The following is a 20,922-nucleotide window of genomic DNA, read 5'->3' on the forward strand; positions in this document are numbered from 1 at the left end:
CATGCTTGCTAAGTTTCAATAGGGCTAGCCCGCCCCCATCCCGCGTCATTGATCGAGGACAAGACGCCCACGCCTTGGCCGGCTTGGCAGACCGCCGACAGGCTTCGACGAACTGCATGGCCTTGCGATGAAACGCCTTTCGTTCGAGGCGCGGCGTGCTATCCCGTTTCACATGAAAAGGTCCCTCGCGCTTCGCACGCTAGCTCCCCTTGCCGCCGCCCTCGTGCTGGCAGGCTGTTCCACCACCGCCACCGCGCCTGCCGATACGGCAGCGGCGCTGACTTTCGAGGCCGATCCGCAGATCGCCTCGCTGGACGACATCATCGCCGCGGTGGACATTCCCTACGAGACGTTCACGCTCGACAACGGTCTCACCACCATCGTCCATACCGACCGAAAGTCGCCGCTGGTGGGCGTGACGGTTTACTACCGTGTGGGCTCAAAGCACGAGCCGCGCGGCCGCACCGGGTTTGCGCACCTGTTCGAACACATCATGTTCACCGGCAGCGAGAACGTGGAGAATTTCGACATTCCGCTGGAAGCCGCAGGCTCCACCGGGACGAACGGCTCGACCAGTTACGACCGCACCAATTATGTCGAGACGGTCCCCACTGGCGCGCTGGACCTCGCGCTGATGATGGAAGCGGACCGCATGGGCTACCTGCTGGGCGCCGTCACGCAGGAGCGGCTGGATAACCAGCGCGCCGTGGTGCAGAACGAGAAACGTCAGGGCGATAACCAGCCCTACGGCCTCATCGACTACCAGCTGTCCGAAGGGCTGCTGCCGGTCGGCCATCCCTATCGCCACTCCGTCATCGGTTCGATGGCGGACTTGTCCGCCGCCAGCCTGCTGGACGTGCGCGAGTGGTTCACCGACAACTACGGACCGAACAACGTGGTCCTCTCGCTCACCGGCGATATCGATGCGGAAACCGCACGTCCGATGGTGGAACGCTGGTTCGGCGCAATCCCGCGCGGGCCGGAGGTCGAGCAGTTCGATGCAGGGCCGGTTACGCTGGCTCAGCCGCGCTCCGACACCATGACCGACCAGGTGCCGCAGGTGCTGCTGGTGCGCGCGTGGACGGGGCCGGACATGCAGCATCCCGACGCCGTGCCGCTGCAGGTGGGCATGTACATCCTCGGCGGTCTCGCCTCCTCGCGCCTCGACAATGCGATGGTGCGCGGCGCCGAACTGGCGACCAGCGTTTCCGGCGCCTATCAGGCCTACGCGCAGATCGGCTATGCGCAGACATACGTCCAGGTGCGCCCCGACAAGTCGCAGGACGAGGCGCAGGCCCTGCTCGAAGCGGAAATCGCGCGCCTGATCGCCGAAGGACCGACGCAGGACGAACTGGACCGCGCGACGACGCAGATCGCCTCCAGCCTCGTGGGTTCGCTGGAGCGGATCGGCGGCTTCGGCGGCAAGGGCTCGATCCTTGCAGAAGGTCTGCTCTACACCGGCGATGCCGATTTCTACCGCACCGAGCTTGAGCGCATGGCCGCGCTCTCACCCGAGGACGTGCGTGCAGCAATGGAACGCTGGCTTTCGCGCCCTGCCTACAACCTTGCCGTGGTGCCGGGAGAGCGCACGCTGGATGGCGGCAACATGGGCGGTTGGGGCGACGAGCACCTGACACCCGCACCCGAGCCGGACACGGGCGCAGATATCGAAGTGACGCGCACCGGCCCTGAAATTCCCTTGCCCACGCCCGAACCCGTGGGCGAACTCACTTTCCCCGAAGTGGAGCGCGCAACGCTTTCGAACGGTATCGAGGTGGTGCTGGCGCGCCGCGCATCGGTGCCCAAGGTCTCGCTGGCCCTCACCTTCGATGCGGGCTCGGTGGTCGATCCCGCCGGGCAATACGGCACTCACGCCACCATGGTCGACCTGCTCTCCGAAGGCACCACGACGCGCAGCGCGCTGGATATCGCGGTGGAGCAGGAAACGCTGGGCGCATCGCTCAGCTTCGATGCCGGGTCGGAAACGACCGCGGCCTTCCTCTCGGCGCTCAGCCCGAACCTCCAGCCCTCGCTTGAACTGCTGGCGGACGTGGTCCGCAACCCGGCCTTCGCGCCCGATGCAATGGAGCGGGTGAAGAGCCAGCGGATGGCTGCCGTCGCGCAGGAGCTTTCCTCGCCCGCAGGCCTGGCGAACCGCGCTTTCATGCCGCTCGTCTATGGCCAGACGCATCCCTACGCCTACGCCTCCACCACGGGCGATGCGGAGGTGATCGGCGCGCTGACCCGTGCAGACGTGGTGGCAGAGCACGCCGAGTGGATTCGTCCCGCCACGGCGACGATCACGGCCGTCGGCGATGTTACCATGACCGAACTGGTCGCCGCCCTGGAAGCGACGCTGGGCGACTGGCAGGATCCGGCAACGCCCGTTCCGGCCAAGGATGTCGATCAGACCCCCGCGCTTGCCAACGCACCGCGCGTCGTCGTGGTCAATCGCCCCAATTCGCCTTCCAGCTACCTCGTCCTCGGTCGTCCGGCGCGCATCGCGGGCTGGCAGCCCGGCATGGAGGCGCTGGACCTTGCCAACGAAGTGATCGGCAGCGGCTTCCTCTCGCGCCTGAACAACGACCTGCGCGAAACGAAGGGCTGGACCTACGGCATCGGATCGAGCCTGCCGAACGTGCAGGGACCGCGCATCTTCCGCATCGCCACGCAGGTGCAGGCGGACCGGACGGCGGATTCGATCGAGGTCATCCTCGACCAGCTCGAAGCCTTCCCTGCCAGCCGACCCGTCGATGCGGTGGAACTCCAACGCGTAACCGATGGCAACGTGCGCAACCTGCCGAACCGTTTCGAAACCAACGGCCAGGTCTTGAGCGCGCTGCTTTCCAACCAGAACGCCGGACGCGACGACCGCTACCAGACGCTACTGCCGCAGCTCTACAGCGCCATCGACGCGGAAGACATCAACGCCGCCGCGCGCGACTACCTGCAACCGGAAAACATCACCATCGTGGTGGTGGGCGACCGGGAAACGGTTGAACCGCAGCTGGAAAACCTCGATATCGATGTGACTTATGTCGAGGCGGACAGCCTGTAGGTCTGCCCCAGAGGAGAATTACCAATGTCCGAAGTGGGTGGTACCTACGATTTCGTCGCGCAGTCCCCGATGGGAGAGCAGACCGGCACTTTCACCGTGGTCCCCGGCCCCGATGGAGAGACCTTCACCGGCCAGCTTTCGGGCGGCATGGGCACGATGGACGTGCAGGACGGCACGATCAGCGGCGATACGCTCACCTGGAAGATGAAGATGGGTATGCCCATGCCGATGACGCTGGATTGCGAGGCGACCGTGGATGGCGACGCCGTGACCGGCTCCATCAAGGCCGGCATCATGGGCACCATGCCCTTCACCGCCCAGCGCCAAGGCTGACGCGCGTCAGAACTTTCCGCGCAGCGCCTGATAGGCCGCTGCCGTCACCGTATTGGCGAGGTTGAGCGAGCGGATGTGGTCGGACCGCATCGGCAGGCTGACCTCGCACGTCCGGTGCCGCTCGCGAATTGCGGATGGGAGCCCCTTCGTTTCGCTGCCGAAAACGAGGATTGCATCGTCCGGGTAGTCGGGCTCGTAGAAGCTCGTCGGCGCATCGTCCTCGAACAGGAACATCTGCCCTGCCCGCGGGCGTCGTTCCTCCAGAAACGCGTCCAAATCCGCAAATTCGCTGAGCCGCACGTGCTGCCAGTAATCGAGTCCGGAACGCTTCAGGTGCCGGTCGCTGAGGGTAAAGCCATAGGGCCTGATAAGCACCAGTTCCATGTCCAGTGCCACGCAGGTGCGCCCGACCGCGCCGGTGTTATGCGGGATTTCCGGATGGACGAGAACGATGGTGGGGCGGGCGGCCATGCAGCCTGCCCTAGCCCAGCTTGTCCTTCAGGATCTGGTTCACCACCGCCGGGTTGGCCTTGCCCTGCATCGCCTTCATCGTCTGGCCGACGAAGAAGCCGAACAGCTTGTCCTTGCCGCCGCGATACTCTTCCACCTTGTCGTCGTTGTTCGCGATGATCTCGTCGATCGCAGCCTCGATCGCGCCGGTGTCGCTGACCTGTTTCAGGCCCTCGGTATCGGCGATCTCGTCAGGCTCGCGGCCTTCCTTGAGGACGATCTCGTAGATTTCCTTGGCCTGCCCGCCGGAAATCTCGCCCTTGTCCTGCATGGCGAGGATTGCGGCCTGCCGCTCTGCCGTGGCGTTGGCCATGTCGGCTTCGTCACCCAAGGACTTCACCACTCCCGGCGCGACGGAAAGCGACCAGTTGGCCACCTGCGTCGCAACCTTGTTCTCCGGCTTGCCGATGGCCTTGGCGGCGACGGCCAGCAACGTCTCGAACCGGGCAAAGGTTTCCACCTCTGCCGTCAGTTCGCGAGCGTTGTAGGGCGTCAGACCCAGTTCGTTCTCGTAGCGCGCGCGCTTGGCATCCGGCAGTTCCGGTAGCGAGGCGCGGCATTCGTCGAGGAAGTCCTGCTCCAGCACCAGCGGCAGCAGGTCGGGATCGGGGAAGTAGCGATAGTCGTGCGCGTCCTCTTTGGAGCGCATCGAGCGGGTGGTGCCGGTGTTCGGATCGAACAGACGTGTCTCCTGCACGATCTGGCCACCGTCTTCCAGCACGTCGATCTGGCGCTGCACCTCGTGCTCGATCGCCTGCATGACAAAGCGCACGGAATTGACGTTCTTCGTCTCGGTCCGTGTGCCAAGCTCGGTGTCGCCAACCTTGCGCACCGACACGTTCACGTCCGCGCGCATGGAGCCTTCCTCCATGTTGCCGTCGCACGATCCGACATAACGCAGGATGGCGCGCAGCTTGCGGATATAGGCCCCGGCCTCGGCGGGCGACGTCATGTCCGGGCGGCTGACGATTTCCATCAGCGCCACACCGGTGCGGTTGAGGTCGACATAGGACATGGTCGGGTGCTGGTCGTGCATCAGCTTGCCCGCGTCCTGCTCCACATGGATGCGCTCGATGCGGATGACCTTGTCCTCGGGAATACCGGCCTTCTCGTCCGCCTCGATCACCAGCTGCCCCTCGCCCACCAGCGGGTGATAGAGCTGGCTGATCTGGTAGCCCTGCGGCAGGTCGGCATAGAAATAGTTCTTGCGGTCGAACCGGCTCCACGCGTTGATCTGCGCCTCGATCGCCATGCCGGTACGCACCGCCTGGCGGATGCACTCGCGGTTTGGCACGGGCAGCATTCCCGGCATCGCGGCGTCGATCAGGCTGACCTGTGTGTTCGGCTCCGCCCCGAAAGCCGTGCTGGCTCCGGAGAACAGCTTGGCCTTGCTGGTAACCTGCGCATGAACTTCGAGGCCGATCACGACCTCCCACTCACCGGTTGCGCCCTGGACACGGTAATTGCTCATTTCGTCAACCCTAACAAATATGTCTCAAGGCTCTTCAGTTCGGCCTTGCATACCTCATCAAATTTCCCGCTGCCTGTAATCGAGATTTCTTCGAGAAATAACAGTGTCGGCTCTCTGTATTGCGGGTAATCGCGGAGGTCTCTTAAATACGCGATCATGGCCGGGCCATTAAACTTTCCGTCTCCAGACTTCAGGTCTTCATTCATCGATTTCACGAGACGGGCGTAATCGTGGACATAGGAAGTGTTTCCAGACTTGTCCCTCTTCCTGTTTCCCTCAACGGCCATGATCGTGATGATGACCAGCATCCAGAACGGAATCACCATCCCGAAGATTATCAATCCCAGAGCAATCCACTCGAAAGTGATCACCCTCTGAACCCCTGCCAAGTCACCGCCATCACCCGCCCACCAGCGTTTGCGCCCTGGACACGGTAATTGCTCATGAGTTCGCCTCGAGAAGAAATGCCTCGGTCTTCTTCAGTTCGTTCTTCAACATCTGGTCGTAAGGCGTGCTGCCGCTCACGTTGATGTCGTTGATCATCGTTACCGAGATGTCGCGGTATTCAGGAAAGGTCTGCAGTTCGCGGATGCAGGCGACCACGATCGGCGCGCGCTTCCGGTCTGCGCGCATTTCGTTCATCAGTCGGTCCATCACCGCGGTGAAGGCCATGCAGCGCTGCGCCGATTGCAGCTGCTGGCGCTGCTTGCGATTGGCGAAGTGCACGGTGCCCACCAGCCACCAGATCGGCAGGATCAGTCCGCCCACCAGCAGCACGATGACGAGGACTTCGAAAAAGCTCACCACCACTTCTCCGGCTGGGCGGTGAACCCGGCGCGCTGTTCGATGGCGAGGCCCGCGTTCAGCACACCCTGCTCGTCCATCGGCTTGCCGACCAGTTGCAGGCCGAGCGGCAGGCCGTCCGAATTGAGGGTGGCAGGCACGCTCATGGCAGGAAGGCCGGCCAGCGATGCGGGCACCGAGAACACGTCGTTCAGGTACATCGACAGCGGGTCGTCGGTTTTCTCGCCCAGCGCGAAGGCCGCGGTTGGCGTGGTGGGCGCGAGGATCACGTCGCACTGTTCGAACGCGTCCATGAAGTCCTTCTGCACCAGCGTGCGGACCTTCTGCGCCTGCGTGTAATAGGCATCGTAGAAGCCTGCGCTGAGCACATAGGTGCCGATCAGGATGCGACGCTTCACCTCGTGACCGAACCCGGCGGAGCGGGTGGCGGCATACATATCCTGCAGGCCAGCGCCCTCGGGCAGGTCGCGCAGGCCGTAACGCACGCCGTCGTACCGGGCGAGGTTGGAGGAGGCTTCGGCAGGGGCGATGATGTAATAGGCGGGCAGCGCGTACTTGGTGTGCGGCAGCGATACGTCGACCACCTTAGCACCCGCATCGCGCAGCCACTGCTTGCCTTCTTCCCAGCTCGCCTCGATCTCGGCATCCATCCCGTCCACGCGGTATTCGCGCGGGATGCCCACGGTCTTGCCCGCGAGATCGGCATCGAGCAGCCGGACCCAGTCGGGCACGGGCGCGTCGATGCTGGTCGAATCCTTGGGATCGAAACCGGCCATCGCGCCCAGCATGATCGCGCAGTCTTCCACCGAACGGGCCATCGGGCCCGCCTGGTCGAGCGAGCTGGCAAAGGCCACGATGCCCCAGCGGCTGCAGCGGCCATAGGTCGGCTTGATCCCGGTAATGCCGGTGATCGCAGCGGGCTGGCGGATCGAGCCGCCGGTATCGGTGCCGGTCGCTGCCGGGCACAGCCGCGCGGCAACGGCGGCGGAGGAGCCTCCCGAAGAACCGCCCGGCGTCAGCGTGGCATTGCTGCCCTGCTTCTTCCACGGGCTGGCGACATTGCCGAAATAGCTCGTCTCGTTGGAGGAGCCCATGGCGAACTGATCCATGTTCAGCTTGCCCAGCATCCCCGCGCCCGCATCCCACAGCTTCTGCGAGACTGTGCTTTCGTAAGGCGGCTTGAACCCTTCGAGGATGTGGCTGCCTGCGGCCGACTGCACGCCCTTGGTGGCGAAGAGGTCCTTCATGCCGATGGGCACACCGGCCATCGGCCCCAGATCCTTGCCTGCTGCACGGTCCGCATCCACCTTGTCGGCTGCGGCGAGCGCGTGGTCGGGCGTGGTGACGATGAAGGCGTTCAGTTCGGCGGCGGCAGCCACGGCGTCATTATGCGCCTCGGCCACTTCGCGCGCGGTGAAATTGCCGGCGGCCACGCCGTCGCGGATGGCCTTGAGGCCCATTTGCGTGAAATCGGTCACTATTCGATCACCTTCGGAACGCCGTAGAAGCCGTGTTCGGCCACGGGCGCATTGGCCAGCACGTCATGACGCCTGCCACCGCCGGTCAGCGGGTCGGCGTCGATCACGTCGTCGCGCAGGCGCTGGTCTTGCGGGATGACCGCGGCCATCGGCTCGACATTGCTGGTGTCAACCTCGCCCAGCTGTTCCACGAAGGCGAGGATATTGTTGAGTTCGGGCACCATGTGGTCGAGGGCAGCCTCGTCCATACTGATGCGCGCCAGACTGGCAATCTTGGCGACTTCTTCTCGGGTGACTGACATGGCGGGAGCGTTAGCCGCGTGGGCGGCGCGCTTCAAGCAGGGAAAACGCAGTCTCGCGCCGCTGGTGGAGCGGAATAAGTCGCGCCTGGCCTCTGGCCTGGCGGATTACTCCGCCGGAGCACCCGGTACCGCGCCTTCGCCAGTGCCCTGTGCTTCCATCTGCTGCTGCATCATCTGCTGCTGGAAGGACTGCACGCGCGCCTGGAATTCCTCGCGGCTCATGAAGTCGATCACTTCGATATCGAAGTAGAGATCGCTGTTCGGCGGGATCGGCCCGCCCTCTGGCACGTCGGCACCGTAGGCCTGATCGGACGGAATGAAGATCTCGTACTGGCCGCCCACCTGCGTCTGCAACAGGGCATCACGGAAGCCGGGGATCATGTCGCCCAGCGGCAGCGGCGTGCCATCGGGGAAGATGCCGGGGATGGGCAGCGGCATGGACTGCGACTGGTCGAACACGGTGCCGTCGGCCAGCTTGCCGGTGTAATTTACAAACACCACGTCCTCTTCGGTCGGGCTGGGGCCCTCGCCCGCGCGCACGGTATCTACCGAAAGACCCTGCGGGGTCGCAGCCCAGGCGATGCCAACGGCCACCAGAACGGCAATGATGACGCCGATCCACAGCTTGGTGAGCGAGCCCTTGGCAATCGGCTGCAGCGGAACGCGGGTGACTTCGGCCATGGTAATGTGATCCCGTGAATATTGGCGCGCCAAACGAAAAGGGCGCGGAAGAACTTTCCACGCCCCTTTGGCTTAGCTGCGATGTGCTTTCAAGCTTCGAGAGCCTGAAAAGCGGCGCTATTACCGGGCGCCGTCGCGCTCTGCGCGCTTGCGCTCCAGCTTGCGGGCGCGGCGAACGGCAGCAGCCTTTTCGCGAGCGCGCTTTTCGCTGGGCTTCTCGTAGTGGCGACGCAGCTTCATTTCGCGATACACACCCTCACGCTGCAGCTTCTTCTTGAGCGCACGGAGAGCCTGCTCGACATTGTTATCGCGAACGATGATCTGCATAAATCTAAGCCACCTTCTAGAACTAAAACGGCGAGAGCCCGCTGCAGTCAGGCGCGGGATGCACCGGATAAACAAAACGAAAATTGCGCCGAATCCCTCTCGGGGTCGGCTTCACGAGGGCGCAGATAAGCGAATCGCGGGTGAAATGCAAGGCGGCAGAGCGTTTTGGGTTCCGCATGGCCGCCTGCAACGCTAAGGGAACGGCCATGTCCAATGCAACTCCGCAACTCTATGCCTCCCTCTCCGTCGCGCTGGGAGGGGGAATTGGCGCGCTTGCCCGCTACCAGATGGGCCGGTTCATGACCGGTTGGCTGGGCGCGCCCGCCGTCAGCGCCTTCCCCTTTGCCACTCTGGCCGTCAACACCATCGGCAGCCTGCTGATGGGCCTGCTCGCCGGATGGCTGGTGCGCGGCAACCCCGAAGGCGCGGACCAGCTTCGCCTGCTGCTGGGCGTGGGTCTGCTGGGCGGGTTCACCACCTTCAGCGCTTTCAGCCTTGAAATGGCCTACATGATGCAGCGCGGCCAACTGGGCCTCGCGGCGATCTATCTCATGCTCTCGATCGGCCTTGGCGTATCGGGGTTCTTCTTCGGCATCACCGTGACGCGGCTGTTCTCATGAGCAAGGATGCGAATGAAGTCCGCCAGTTTACCGTTGGCGAGGACGACGACGGCGTGCGGCTGGACCGCTGGTTCAAGCGGCACCTGCCGCAGGTCGGCTTCGGCACGGTCAGCCGCTGGGCGCGCACCGGCCAGCTGCGCGTGGACGGCAAGCGCGTGAAGGTGGACGACCGCCTCACCGCCGGTCAGCAATTGCGCGTGCCGCCGGGCGGCGAGGACAAGGCGCGCACGCAAAGAACGCGGCGCGAACTGACGCCGGAAGAAGAATCGCTGGCCGACGATATCCTCATCACCCGCACGAAATCCGCGCTGGTGCTGAACAAACCACCGGGCCTCGCCACGCAAGGCGGCACCAAGACGACCCGCCACGTTGACGCGCTGCTGGATGCCTATGCCGGCGATGGCGAGCCACGCCCGCGCCTTGTCCACCGGCTGGACAAGGACACCAGCGGCATTCTGCTGGTCGCCCGCACACCGGGCAGCGCGGCGTTCTTCTCCAAGCGTTTTTCGGGCCGCAGCGCGAAGAAGATTTACTGGGCGCTGGTGGTCGGCGTGCCCGATATCTACGAGGGCGAGATCGAGGCGCCGCTGGCCAAGCAGCCGGGCACCGGCGGCGAGAAGATGCATGTCGATACGGAGAACGGCCAGCCCGCCAAGACGCTCTACCGCGTCGTCGAACGCGCCGGAAACGCCGCCGCGTGGGTGGAGCTGCAACCGCTGACGGGCCGCACGCACCAGTTGCGCGTCCACATGGCGGCGATGGGTCACCCCATCGTGGGCGACGGTAAGTACGGCGGGCAGGATGCATTCCTGACCGGCAGCATCAGCCGCAAGATGCACCTCCACGCGCGCCGCCTGATCATAGAGGCACCCGGCGGGCAGAAGCTGGACGTGAGCGCGGACCTGCCAGAGCATTTCGCGCAGTCGATGGAACAGCTCGGTTTCAACCCTGCCCTCAGCGACGCGAAGCCGGTCGCCACGCCGAAACCCAAGCGAACCAAGGCGGAAGAGAAGCAGGCGGCCAAGCAGCACGCAAAGCAATATCGCAAGGCCCGGCGCGGCGAGCGCAAGCGGCGCGCAGAGCCGGGCGGCAAGAAGCGGGGCAAGAAGTGAGTGTGCGCCTCGCCGTCTTCGACTGCGACGGCACCCTGAGCGACGGGCAGGCGGGCGTGGTGAATGCGATGAACGCCGCCTTTGCCGAGGTGGGCGCGCCCGCTCCGCACCACTCGCAAGTGCGCCGCATCGTGGGCCTCAGCCTGCCGCAGGCGATCCGCCGCCTGTCGCCGGAACTGCCGGACGAGCAGCAGTTTGCCGTGGTGCAGGCCTACAAGACGGCCTTCCGCAGCGCGCGGGAAAACGGCACCCTGCGCGAACCACTGTTCGAAGGGATGGCCGAAATGTTGCAGCGACTGCACGGGCGCGGCTGGACGCTTGGGGTCGCTACCGGAAAGTCCGGCCGCGGCCTTGCCAGCACGCTCGCCATGCATGGGCTGACGCAGTTCTTCGCCACAACGCACACGGCGGACCGGCACCCCTCCAAGCCCCATCCCGCAATGCTGCATGCCGCGATGGACGATGCGATGGCCGAGCCGGAAGCGACCTGCATGATTGGCGATACCGTGTTCGATATCGAGATGGCGGTGGCCGCCAACGTGCGCCCCATCGGCGTGTCGTGGGGCTATCACGAACCGGACGAACTGCTCGCCGCAGGGGCCGTGGCCGTAGCCGAGACAATGGCCGAACTGGAGAAACTGATCGATGGATAGCCGCGAGGACGCCGAGGTCCGCGCGAAGGGCCGCTTCATGCTCATCAACGCCATGCGGATCGCCGGCGTGGTGATGATCCTGGCCGCAATCGCGGTGTTCAACGATGCGCTGCCGCTGCCCGACTGGGCGGGCTACCTGCTGCTGGTGCTGGGCATGTTCGAGACTTTCGTCACCCCCACCCTGCTTTCGCGGATGTGGAGCACGAACGACAAGCGATGAAACGGTTCTGGAAAGAAGTAGCGGTCGAGGAACGTGACGGCGGCTGGCAGGTGACGCTGGATGGACGGCCCATCAGGACGCAGGGCGGCAAGCCTCAGGTGCTGCCGACGCGCAATGTAGCCGAAAAGCTCGCCGCAGAATTCGCCGAACAAGGTGAGAAGGTAGACCCGAAGTCGTTCATTTTCCGAGACATGGCCGATTTCGCCATCGACATGGTGCGCGAGGACCGCGCTGCACACGTCGCCAAGCTGATCTCCTACGTCGAGACCGACACCCTGTGCTACCGCGCCGACCCGGACGAGCCGCTCTATCGCCGCCAGCAGGAGGTATGGGAGCCGATCGTTATCGCTTGCGAGTCCGCGCACGGCATCCGGTTAGAACGGGCGAGCGGCATCATCCATCGCAAGCAATCCGAAGGTACGCTGGCTGCCTTGAAGGCGCGTCTGGACGGCGAAGACGATTTCACTCTCGCGGCGCTGGTGACTCTGGCATCGCTGGGCGCTTCGCTGACGGCCGCTCTCGCAGTGCTGGAAGACGGGGCCGATGTTGGCGCCCTGTTTGCCGCCACCAACCTCGAAGAAGACTGGCAAGCCGAACTATGGGGCCACGATCACGAGGCCGAGGTTGCGCGCAAGGCGAAGCTGGAGGCGTTCCGCCGCGCGGCGGAATTCGCGAAGGCGGTGCGGGGCTAGGTTAGCCCACCCACTCCGCAACTTCGTCCGCGACGATGTTGGCCGCGCGGTTCAGCGCCGAGCCGACATCGTTTGCTTCGGGCAGTGCGGGTTCGCTGTGCTCGAAACGGCGCGTGCGGATCGTGCCGTCCGGCATTTCCAGCATGGCATCGTAGCGCACGATCACGCTGCCGCTGTTCGCGTCGAAGCCCATGTCGACAAGCTGGCCCGAAAGCTGGGTTTGCGCGACATATTCCAGCTCTCCGCCGCCTACGACAAGGCGATTGCCCTTGGCCCTGATCGTCTCGGCCAGCACGTTGCGGAACAGTTGCGCGGGCTTTTCCACCCACACGGCATCCTGCAGGTAAGCGAGCGAGCTGTCGCTGGTGGTGACGGGCACGCGGGTGACATTCAGTCGCTGTGTGACGGTGGGCACCTGCACGGCCAGCGCGGCCGAAGCCTCTCCTTCGGCGGCAGCGCCGGCCGGGATGGAGGCAGACGGGGTCAACGTCAGCAACTGGTCGGGCGGATCGCCGCCACCAAGGCTGATACAGCCCGAAAGCGCGGCAAGCGAAGCTGCGGCGGCGAGGAATTTGCTCTTCATCATGATCATCGTTTCCGCCCTCAAGGCTCGTAATCGGGCAACGGCTGCGAACCCAGCAGCGATCCCGCGCCTTCGTTCTCCAGCCGCTCCGTCATGCTGCGCAGGTTCTCGCTTGTCCGCCGCAGGTCGCGCAATGTGGCGTTGGCGGCGGGCAACGTATCTTCGTTCAATTGGCGCGTCAGCGGCTCGACATTGGCGAGCGAGCCTTCAAGCGAATTGGCCGCCTGCCGCGCCGATGCCAGCGTTGCGCGCAAGTCCGATGCGAGCGCAGGACCTTCGCCTTCAAGCAGCTGGTCCGTCGTTTCCAGCGTGTCCTCGAACGCGGCCAGCGTCTCTGTCGATTGCGCCAGCGTCGTCTGCAATTCCTGCAAGGTGCGCTGCACTTCCGGCGAGGAATTTGCCAGCTCGCGGCTGATGGCATTGGTGTTGGCGAGGATGCCCGAAATGGAATCCTGGTTCTCGTCATCCAGAACGCGGGTCAGGCGATCGGTCAGGGTCGCCAGTCGCTCAAGCAACAGCGGCGCGCTGGCGAGGATTTCGCCTACGGCACCCTGCGCCGGGGGAATGACCGGCACGCCTTCTGGGCAATCGGTGGTGTCGCAGGTGATCGGCGGCTGGTTGGATCGGCCGCCGGACAGGCTGATGTTGGATACGCCGGTGAAGCTGGCCGAAATGCTGGCAGTTGTGCCCACGAGAATCGGCGTTTCCCCGTTCACCTTGATGCGCACCTTCACGAATTCGGGGTCACGCTCCCAGATCGAGATATCCGCGACCTGACCTACAGGAACGCCCGAATAGGTGACAACAGACCCCTCGGCGACGCCGCCGACGGACTGTTCGTAGAAAATGTCGTATTCCTTGTTGTTCCGCTCGCCCAGTCGCGCCAGCCAGACGAAGAACACCGCCGCCGCTGCCAGCAGCAGCAGCGTGATAGCGCCGACCCAGATATGGTTTGCCCGTGTTTCCATCCGTCTCGCCTATGCCTTCTCGCTGCCTTGCTTGTCCAACGCTTTCCCCCGCTCGTGGGTTGCAGTGGCCGCCCGTGCGCGCGGTCCGTTGAAGTATTCCTGTATCCACGGATGATCGTTCTGCTGCAGTTCGTCGATGGTCCCCACCGCGATCACCTTCTTGTCGGCCAGCACGGCCACGCGGTCGCAGATGGCGTATAGCGTATCGAGATCGTGCGTGATCAGGAATACCGTAAGCCCCAGCGTGTCGGTGAGTTCGCGCAGCAGTTCGTCGAACTTGGCCCCGCCGATGGGATCGAGACCGGCCGTGGGCTCGTCGAGGAACAGCAGTTCGGGATCGAGCGCGAGCGCGCGGGCGAGACCGGCGCGCTTCTTCATGCCGCCCGAAAGCTCCGACGGGAACTTGCTGGCGGCATCGGCTGGCAGGCCGGTCAGCACTGTCTTGTAACGCGCGATCTCGTTCAGCAGCTTCTGCGACAGCTCGGGATAGAACTGTTTCAGCGGGACCTGCACGTTCTCTCCCACAGTCAGGGTGGAGAACAGCGCCCCGCCCTGGAACAAGACGCCCCAGCGATTGCGTACCCCGATGTCCTCGTCCGGCTCTGCCTCGGTAATGTTATGGCCGAACACCTCGATCTCGCCCGCTTGCGGGAATTGCAGGCCGATGATGGAGCGCATCAGCACGCTCTTCCCGGTGCCCGAACCGCCCACGACGCCAAGGATTTCGCCGCGCCGCACGTCGAGATCGAGGTCCTCGTGCACCACGAAATCGCCAAAGGCATTGGTCAGCCCGCGGATGCGGATGGGATAGTCTTCCCCGCCCGGCGCGGCTTCGTGCGTGGTCTCGTTGTCGATGTGCTCGCTCATATCCAGCCGATCCTCTCGAAGAAGACGGCGAAGAAGGCATCGAGCACGATTACCATGAAGATCGCCTGCACCACGGCAGCGGTGGTGCGCAGGCCCACTTCCTCGGCGTTACCCTTGACCTGCATGCCTTGATAGCAGCCAGCCATGGCCACGATCAGGCCGAACACCGGCGCCTTTACCATGCCCACCCAGAAATCGGTGACGGGCACCACTTCCTGCACGCGGGCAAGGAAGGTGAGGAAAGGAATGCCCAGCATCACATCGCCAATCACCGCGCCGCCAATGATGGCGACGACGGATGCGAAGAAGCCGAGCAGCGGCATCATCAGAACGGCGGCAAGGATGCGCGGAATGACCAGCGCCTCCATCGGCGAGACGCCGATGGTGCGCATCGCGTCGATTTCCTCGGTCAGCTTCATCGTGCCGATCTGGGCGGCAAAGGCAGAACCGCTGCGGCCCGCCACCATGATCGCCGTCATCAGCACGCCCAGTTCGCGCAGGGTAATGCGCCCGACGAGGTTCACCGTCAGCGTTTCCGCGCCGAACTGCTGCAATTGCACCGCGCCCTGCTGCGCGATGACGATGCCGATAAGGAAACTCATAAGGCCGATGATCGGTAGCGACTGGACGCCCACCAGTTCCATCTGCCGCACCAGGGCCTTCATCCGGAAGCGGCGCGGATGGAGCATCAGGCTGAAGAACGCGCCGATGACCGAGCCGAGGAAGCCGATCGAGGATAGCACGCCCTTGAAGAACTCAATTACGGCGATGCCGACGTGCTCGGTAATCTGTTTGGCATTGCGCCGGCGCGGCGGGGCGATGGCGGCCTCGCTCTCGCATTCCTCCACCGCATCGAGCAGCACTTCTGCCTGTTCGCTGGCGCCGACCACGTCGGCCCCGGTGCGCTGGGCGAACCGGAATATGATCCATGCGCCCACCGTGTCGATACGTGAGACGCCGGAAATGTCGATGGTCTGGATCGAATCGGTGATGTCGCGCAGCCCAGGATCGATCTCGCCCACACCCGAAACCACCATGGGCCCGGTGATGGTGACGGTCGCCCGCCCCCCAGCTTCCTCGATAGTGTATTCAGCCCATTCGCGCATTGCGGGCAGCTATGGGCATTATTCAGGCCGGCAGCAAGGTTTTAGCGTGTTGCCCTTGGGGGAATCAGGTGGCAGTGGCCTTTGCCATGACGAGTGAACTGAGCAAGACCTTCGATCCCGTCGCCATCGAGGCGAAATGGTATTCCCACTGGGAAGAGACCGGCGCGTTCCGCCCGGATCGCCCGGATGCGGAGCCCTTCACCATCGTCAACCCGCCGCCCAACGTGACGGGGTCCTTGCACATCGGCCACGCGCTCGACAACACGCTGCAGGATATCGTGATCCGTTACGAGCGCCTGCGCGGCAAGGACGCGCTGTGGGTGGTGGGCACGGACCACGCGGGCATCGCCACGCAGATGGTGGTGGAGCGCCAGCTGGAAGAACGACAGGACAAGCGCACCAATTACAGCCGCGAGGAATTCGTCGACAAGGTCTGGGAGTGGAAGGAAGAAAGCGGAGGCACCATTACCCGCCAGCTGCGCCGCTTGGGCTGTTCGATGGACTGGAGCCGCGAACAGTTCACCATGGACGACCACTTCACCAAGGCGGTGCTCAAGGTGTTCGTGGACCTCTACAACGACGGCCTGATCTACCGCGACAAGCGGCTGGTGAACTGGGACCCGAAGCTGCGCACCGCGATCTCTGATCTGGAGGTGGAAACGCGCGACGTGCAGGGTTCGTTCTGGACCTTCATCTACCCGCTGGCCGACGGCAGCGGCGATATCCGCGTCTCCACCACACGGCCCGAAACGATGCTGGCCGACATGGCCGTGGCAGTGCATCCGGAGGACGAACGCTATCGTGATCTGGTGGCGCGCGGCGCGAGGGTGAAGCTGCCGATCACGGGCCGCGAAATACCCATCGTGGCGGACGAGCACGCCGACCCGGAACTTGGCAGCGGCGCGGTGAAGATCACGCCGGGGCACGACTTCAACGACTTCGAAGTGGGCAAGCGCGCCGGGATCGCTCCGGCTGACATGCTCAACATGCTCGATGCAGACGCGAACGTCTGCCAGACCGCCGACGGGCTGATCCCGGAAGAACTGCTCGGCCTCGAACGTTTCGAGGCACGCAAGCGCGTGGTGGAGATGCTGAAGGTCAGCGGCCATCTCGTCACGCACAAGAGCAAGACCAAGAAGGGCGAAGAGGTCGAAATCGACGCCGAACCGCGCACCATCGCGACGCCTTTCGGCGACCGTGGCGGCGTTGTGATCGAACCGTGGCTGACCGACCAGTGGTATGTCGACGCCGAGAAGCTGGCGGCAAAGCCCATCGAGGCGGTGAAGTCGGGCGAGATCGAGATCGTGCCCGCCACATGGGAGAAGACCTTCTTCAACTGGATGGAGAACATTCAGCCGTGGTGCGTCTCTCGCCAGTTATGGTGGGGGCACCGGATTCCGGCGTGGTACGACGCGGACGGCAACGTGTTCGTCGCCGAGACCGAGGAAGAGGCGCAGGCCAAGGCCGGTGAAGGCGTTGCCCTCACCCGCGACGAGGACGTCCTCGACACGTGGTTCTCCTCCGCGCTCTGGCCCTTCGCCACGCTCGGCTGGCCCGATGCCGAGGCGCGGGTGGTGAAGCACTACCCCAACTCCCTGCTCATCAGCGGCTTCGACATCCTGTTCTTTTGGGATGCCCGCATGATGATGATGGGCTACTACAACATGGGCGAGCGCCCGTGGGAGAAGCTGTACCTGCACGGCCTCGTGCGTGCAGCCGACGGCTCCAAGATGAGCAAGTCCAAGGGCAACGTGGTCGATCCTCTCGGCCTGATCGACCAGTACGGCGCGGACGCTTTGCGCTTCTTCATGGCGGCGATGGAAAGCCAGGGCCGCGACATCAAGATGGATGAAAAGCGCGTGGAGGGGTATCGCAACTTCGCCACGAAGCTGTGGAACGCCACGCGCTTCTGCCAGGGCTACGGCATCGGTGCGTCAGGCACGATCAAGGCGCCGCCCGCCCGCCTCGCCGCGAACCAGTGGATCATCGGCGAAGTGCAGCAGACCGTGGAAGCGCTGGACAAGGCCATGGCCGAACTGCGCTTCGATGCCGCCGCCAACACCGTCTATCACTTCACCTGGGACAGGTTCTGCGACTGGTATCTGGAGCTTATCAAGCCCGTGCTCCAGTCGGACGAAGATGGCCCGATCCAGCAGGAAACAAAGGCCGTCGCCGGGTGGGCGCTCGACCAGATACTCGTCATGCTGCACCCCTTCATGCCATTCGTGACGGAGGAACTCTGGCACGCGCAGGGTGAGCGCAAGTACGACCTTATCCATGCGAAGTGGCCGGAGCCGCGCGCCGCAGTGAGCAAGGACGCGACCGACGCCATTGACTGGGTAATCGCCCTCACCACCGCCACGCGCGGCGCGCGTAACGAACTGGGCATTTCGCCCGGCGAGAAGTTGTCTGCCTTCATTGAAAATCCTTCGCCGTTGGCGCAGGGCGTGATCGATCGCAGCAGCGCCGCCATCGAACGCCTTGCCCGCCTGTCGCCCATCACCGTCGGTGAAGCGCCCGCAGGCGCGGCGATGCAGGTGAGTTCGGGCAGCGACGTGTTCATCGTGCCGCTGGAAGGCGTGATCGATGTCGATGCGGAGCGCGCCCGCCTCGAAAAGGCGCTGGCCGCCTCGCAGAAGGAAGCGAAATCGCTCGAAGGCCGCCTCGGCAACGCCAACTTCGTCGAACGCGCCAAGCCCGAAGCGGTGGAGAAAGCCAAGGCCGACCACACCTTCCATCTTGACGAAATTGCCAGGCTGGAAGCGGCACTGGAACGGCTGGGGTAGCTTGACGCTGGTCCTCGCCACGCAGGCTCCGGGAGAGCCGGAAATCTTTGCCTCCGTGCAAGGCGAAGGACCGAGCGCGGGCACGCCTGTCGCTTTCCTGCGCCTCTCGCGCTGCAACCTCGCCTGCGTCTGGTGCGACACGGCCTACACCTGGCATTTCGAAGGCGACGAACGCCCGCACCGTTCGGGCGAGCATTTCGATCGCAAGGCCAACCAGGTGGAACTGGACGAGGCCGATGTCGCCGCCCGCATTGCGGCGCTGGGGCAGAAGCGCCTCGTCATCACCGGCGGTGAGCCGACGATGCAGGCGGGCAAGCTGGCGGCGATGCTGGAGCACCTGCCCGACATGCAGGTCGAGATCGAGACCAACGGCACCGTCGATCCGCCCGCTCGGCTCGATTTCCGCGTCGACCAGTACAATGTCAGCCCCAAGCTGGCGCACAGCGGTAACCCGGCGGAGCTGGCGCTGAAGCCCGAGATGCTAGACCGCTGGGCCACGGACGAACGAGCCTTCTGCAAGTTCGTGATCGCGCAGCCTGGCGATGTGGACGAGGTTCTCGCCCTCGTGAAAACGCACATGATCCCGGCGCACCGGGTGTTCCTGATGCCCGAAGGCACGGACAGCCAAACCGTGCGCCAGCGCGAGGAATGGCTGGTGCCGCTCTGCCTCGAGCATGGCTTTCGCATGAGTGACCGCCTGCACATCCACCTGTTCGGTGACACGCGCGGGACATGAGCGAGGGCGACCCGGCGAAACCGCCCGCCGCCATGCGCGGAGACCTGACCCGGGGACCGATCCCGCGCACCCTGCTGGTGTTCGCGGTGCCCGCGCTGCTGACAAACGTGCTGCAATCACTGTCCGGCACGATCAATTCGATCTGGGTGGGGCGGCTGATCGGCGAAGAGGCGCTCGCCGCCACGGCCAATGCCAATATCGTGATGTTCCTCGTCGCCAGCCTTTCCTTCGGTTTCGGCATGGCGGGCACGGTGATGATCGGGCAGCGCTGGGGCGCGCGCAACGTGGACGGGGCACGGCGCACCTTCGGCAGCGCGGTGGGCTTCTGCGCCTTCCTCATGGTGGTGATTGCGGGCGTGGGCTTTGCGTTTGCTCCGGGACTGCTGCGCCTGCTGGCAACGCCGGAAGGGGCCTATCCGCTGGCGCTCATCTACCTGCGGTTGATCTTCCTCTCGATGCCGTTCGGCATGGTTTCGATCATCCTTTCGATGGGCCTGCGCGGCACAGGCGATGCCCGCACTCCGCTCATCTTCATGGGCGTGACCGTGCTGATCGACGCGGTGCTGAACCCTGTGTTCATTGCAGGGCTCGGCCCGCTTCCCGCGATGGGCATCGCCGGGTCCGCCACGGCGACCATCGCTGCCTCGATGCTCTCTTTCGTCGGTATGGTGATCTATGTCTATCGCAAGGACCTGCCGCTGCGGCTGCGCGGCGCCGAACTGCACTACCTGAAGCCGGCGCGCGAGGAGTTGCGGTACATCGTCACCAAGGGCCTGCCGATGGGTGCGCAGATGGCGGTGATGGCGGCGGCAGGGATCGTGCTGGTGGGCCTCGTCAACCGCGAGGGACTGATGACGACCGCGGCCTACGGCGCGACCATGCAACTGTTCACCTATATCCAGATGCCCGCCATGGCGATCGGCGGCGCGGTGAGCGCAATGGCTGCGCAGTACATCGGCGCGCGCAAGTGGGATAACCTGCACGCCGTCACCCGCGCAGGCCTTGTGATGAACCTCGTCTTCACCGGCTCCGTCACCGTGATGCTGATCCTGTTCGACAGGCCGGTACTGGTCCTGTTCCTCGGGCCGGACAGCCCGGCGGTGGACATTGCCCGCCATATCCAGCTCCTTGCCAGCTGGAATTTCGTGATCTTTGGCGTCACGCAGATCTACACCGCCACCATGCGCGCGGCAGGCGCGGTGTGGGTGCCGCTGGCGGTGGTCGGCATTGCGCTGTTCCCGGTGCGGCTTGGCTTTTACTATGCCACATACAACTGGCTGGGCGCGGACTCGCTGTGGCTGTCCTACCCCGTCTCCGCCGCAAGTGGCCTTGCGCTTGGATGGTGGTTCTATCACTACTGGGACTGGCGCCGCGAATTGCCGATTGGCCCCAGGGAGGCGGAAGAAGGCAGCCACGCGGACGCACTGCCCGCGGGACGCATGACGCCTGATTTGTAAGGTTTGTTTTTCGATCCGATCTCCGTCGGATCGTCCTCGCTAGACGCGCTTCACTACGCTACGCGCCCGCTGCGGGCGGCCTTCCGGCCTTGCGCCCTGCCAAGCGCATGGCGTCCTGATTACAAATCTATTTGAGGCGCGCAATTCGGTCGCGACTA

Annotated in this window: 22 protein-coding genes; 10 read left to right on the top strand and 12 right to left on the bottom strand. The window is 64.4% G+C overall.

From position 1 onward, the window contains the following. The first annotated feature begins 172 nt into the window (after window positions 1–172). The gene (locus tag D4Q51_RS06215; RefSeq protein WP_120077041.1) at window positions 173–3,058 is read left to right on the top strand and encodes a M16 family metallopeptidase; all 2,886 of its coding nucleotides are present in this window, start codon (window positions 173–175) and stop codon (window positions 3,056–3,058) included. 24 nt (window positions 3,059–3,082) lie between these two features. Continuing rightward, window positions 3,083–3,391 (top strand): hypothetical protein, encoded by a 309-nt coding sequence (locus tag D4Q51_RS06220; RefSeq protein WP_120076891.1) that lies wholly within the window; start codon window positions 3,083–3,085, stop codon window positions 3,389–3,391. Between the two features lie 6 nt (window positions 3,392–3,397). Here D4Q51_RS06220 and D4Q51_RS06225 read toward each other — a convergent pair whose 3' ends face one another. The 8 genes from D4Q51_RS06225 to rpsU form a co-directional block, all read right to left on the bottom strand. Beyond that, the gene (locus D4Q51_RS06225; protein ID WP_120076892.1) at window positions 3,398–3,862 is read right to left on the bottom strand and encodes a tRNA (cytidine(34)-2'-O)-methyltransferase; all 465 of its coding nucleotides are present in this window, start codon (window positions 3,860–3,862) and stop codon (window positions 3,398–3,400) included. 10 nt (window positions 3,863–3,872) lie between these two features. Next, a complete protein-coding gene (gene gatB, locus D4Q51_RS06230) occupies window positions 3,873–5,372 on the bottom strand; it encodes an Asp-tRNA(Asn)/Glu-tRNA(Gln) amidotransferase subunit GatB (RefSeq protein ID WP_120076893.1) in 1,500 nt (499 codons plus the stop codon). Further along, window positions 5,369–5,743: a hypothetical protein gene (locus tag D4Q51_RS06235; RefSeq protein ID WP_162925173.1), complete on the bottom strand. Its 375-nt coding sequence runs from the start codon at window positions 5,741–5,743 to the stop codon at window positions 5,369–5,371. Before D4Q51_RS06235 ends, gatB begins: the two co-directional genes overlap by 4 nt. A 70-nt stretch (window positions 5,744–5,813) precedes the next feature. After that, on the bottom strand, window positions 5,814–6,176 hold the full coding sequence (locus D4Q51_RS06240; protein WP_162925175.1) for a hypothetical protein: 363 nt from the start codon (window positions 6,174–6,176) through the stop codon (window positions 5,814–5,816). Further along, window positions 6,173–7,636, bottom strand: coding sequence for an Asp-tRNA(Asn)/Glu-tRNA(Gln) amidotransferase subunit GatA (gene gatA, locus D4Q51_RS06245; protein ID WP_420807529.1), 1,464 nt, complete (start codon window positions 7,634–7,636; stop codon window positions 6,173–6,175). The genes D4Q51_RS06240 and gatA overlap by 4 nt, the downstream gene beginning before the upstream one ends. Window positions 7,637–7,653: 17 nt before the next feature. After that, on the bottom strand, window positions 7,654–7,956 hold the full coding sequence (gatC, locus tag D4Q51_RS06250; protein ID WP_120076897.1) for an Asp-tRNA(Asn)/Glu-tRNA(Gln) amidotransferase subunit GatC: 303 nt from the start codon (window positions 7,954–7,956) through the stop codon (window positions 7,654–7,656). Between the two features lie 105 nt (window positions 7,957–8,061). Then, complete coding sequence (locus tag D4Q51_RS06255; RefSeq protein ID WP_120076898.1) at window positions 8,062–8,637, bottom strand: FKBP-type peptidyl-prolyl cis-trans isomerase; 576 nt, start codon at window positions 8,635–8,637, stop codon at window positions 8,062–8,064. A gap of 120 nt (window positions 8,638–8,757) precedes the next feature. Next, window positions 8,758–8,964 carry a 30S ribosomal protein S21 gene (gene rpsU, locus D4Q51_RS06260; RefSeq protein ID WP_119084150.1) on the bottom strand — a complete coding sequence of 69 codons (207 nt, stop codon included), beginning with the start codon at window positions 8,962–8,964 and terminating at the stop codon, window positions 8,758–8,760. Window positions 8,965–9,170: 206 nt separating this feature from the next. Here rpsU and crcB point away from each other — a divergent pair, with 206 nt between their 5' ends. The 5 genes from crcB to D4Q51_RS06285 are packed head-to-tail and all read left to right on the top strand — an operon-like array spanning window position 9,171 to window position 12,261. Beyond that, a complete protein-coding gene (gene crcB / locus D4Q51_RS06265) occupies window positions 9,171–9,584 on the top strand; it encodes a fluoride efflux transporter CrcB (protein WP_120077042.1) in 414 nt (137 codons plus the stop codon). Beyond that, window positions 9,581–10,696, top strand: a complete 1,116-nt coding sequence (locus tag D4Q51_RS06270; RefSeq protein ID WP_120076899.1) for an RluA family pseudouridine synthase — start codon at window positions 9,581–9,583, stop codon at window positions 10,694–10,696. The genes crcB and D4Q51_RS06270 overlap by 4 nt, the downstream gene beginning before the upstream one ends. Continuing rightward, a complete protein-coding gene (locus D4Q51_RS06275) occupies window positions 10,693–11,349 on the top strand; it encodes an HAD-IA family hydrolase (RefSeq protein ID WP_240624585.1) in 657 nt (218 codons plus the stop codon). The genes D4Q51_RS06270 and D4Q51_RS06275 overlap by 4 nt, the downstream gene beginning before the upstream one ends. Next, window positions 11,342–11,569 carry a hypothetical protein gene (locus D4Q51_RS06280; protein ID WP_120076901.1) on the top strand — a complete coding sequence of 76 codons (228 nt, stop codon included), beginning with the start codon at window positions 11,342–11,344 and terminating at the stop codon, window positions 11,567–11,569. Before D4Q51_RS06275 ends, D4Q51_RS06280 begins: the two co-directional genes overlap by 8 nt. Beyond that, the gene (locus D4Q51_RS06285) at window positions 11,566–12,261 is read left to right on the top strand and encodes an ATP12 family chaperone protein (RefSeq protein WP_120076902.1); all 696 of its coding nucleotides are present in this window, start codon (window positions 11,566–11,568) and stop codon (window positions 12,259–12,261) included. Before D4Q51_RS06280 ends, D4Q51_RS06285 begins: the two co-directional genes overlap by 4 nt. Window position 12,262: 1 nt before the next feature. On the opposite strand, the gene D4Q51_RS06290 is transcribed toward D4Q51_RS06285, so the two are convergent. From D4Q51_RS06290 to D4Q51_RS06305, 4 genes are read right to left on the bottom strand one after another with little or no spacing between them, the layout of a single operon-like run. Continuing rightward, on the bottom strand, window positions 12,263–12,847 hold the full coding sequence (locus tag D4Q51_RS06290) for an ABC-type transport auxiliary lipoprotein family protein (RefSeq protein WP_120077043.1): 585 nt from the start codon (window positions 12,845–12,847) through the stop codon (window positions 12,263–12,265). A gap of 17 nt (window positions 12,848–12,864) precedes the next feature. Continuing rightward, window positions 12,865–13,812 carry an MlaD family protein gene (locus D4Q51_RS06295; RefSeq protein ID WP_120076903.1) on the bottom strand — a complete coding sequence of 316 codons (948 nt, stop codon included), beginning with the start codon at window positions 13,810–13,812 and terminating at the stop codon, window positions 12,865–12,867. Between the two features lie 9 nt (window positions 13,813–13,821). Next, a complete protein-coding gene (locus tag D4Q51_RS06300) occupies window positions 13,822–14,679 on the bottom strand; it encodes an ABC transporter ATP-binding protein (protein ID WP_120076904.1) in 858 nt (285 codons plus the stop codon). Then, on the bottom strand, window positions 14,676–15,785 hold the full coding sequence (locus D4Q51_RS06305; protein WP_120076905.1) for an MlaE family ABC transporter permease: 1,110 nt from the start codon (window positions 15,783–15,785) through the stop codon (window positions 14,676–14,678). Before D4Q51_RS06305 ends, D4Q51_RS06300 begins: the two co-directional genes overlap by 4 nt. Window positions 15,786–15,871: 86 nt before the next feature. Between D4Q51_RS06305 and D4Q51_RS06310 the strand changes: the two genes are divergently transcribed. Genes D4Q51_RS06310 through D4Q51_RS06320 form a run of 3 tightly spaced genes read left to right on the top strand, consistent with a single transcriptional unit; the run spans window position 15,872 to window position 20,764 of the window. Beyond that, entirely contained in the window at window positions 15,872–18,571 is a 2,700-nt protein-coding gene (locus tag D4Q51_RS06310; protein ID WP_205689451.1) for a valine--tRNA ligase, read from the top strand. 1 nt (window position 18,572) lies between these two features. Then, window positions 18,573–19,307 (top strand): 7-carboxy-7-deazaguanine synthase QueE, encoded by a 735-nt coding sequence (locus D4Q51_RS06315; RefSeq protein WP_120076907.1) that lies wholly within the window; start codon window positions 18,573–18,575, stop codon window positions 19,305–19,307. Beyond that, a complete protein-coding gene (locus D4Q51_RS06320) occupies window positions 19,304–20,764 on the top strand; it encodes an MATE family efflux transporter (protein ID WP_120076908.1) in 1,461 nt (486 codons plus the stop codon). Before D4Q51_RS06315 ends, D4Q51_RS06320 begins: the two co-directional genes overlap by 4 nt. Window positions 20,765–20,922: the final 158 nt, after the last annotated feature.

Source organism: Aurantiacibacter odishensis (genome assembly GCF_003605195.1).
Lineage (GTDB): Bacteria > Pseudomonadota > Alphaproteobacteria > Sphingomonadales > Sphingomonadaceae > Alteraurantiacibacter > Alteraurantiacibacter odishensis.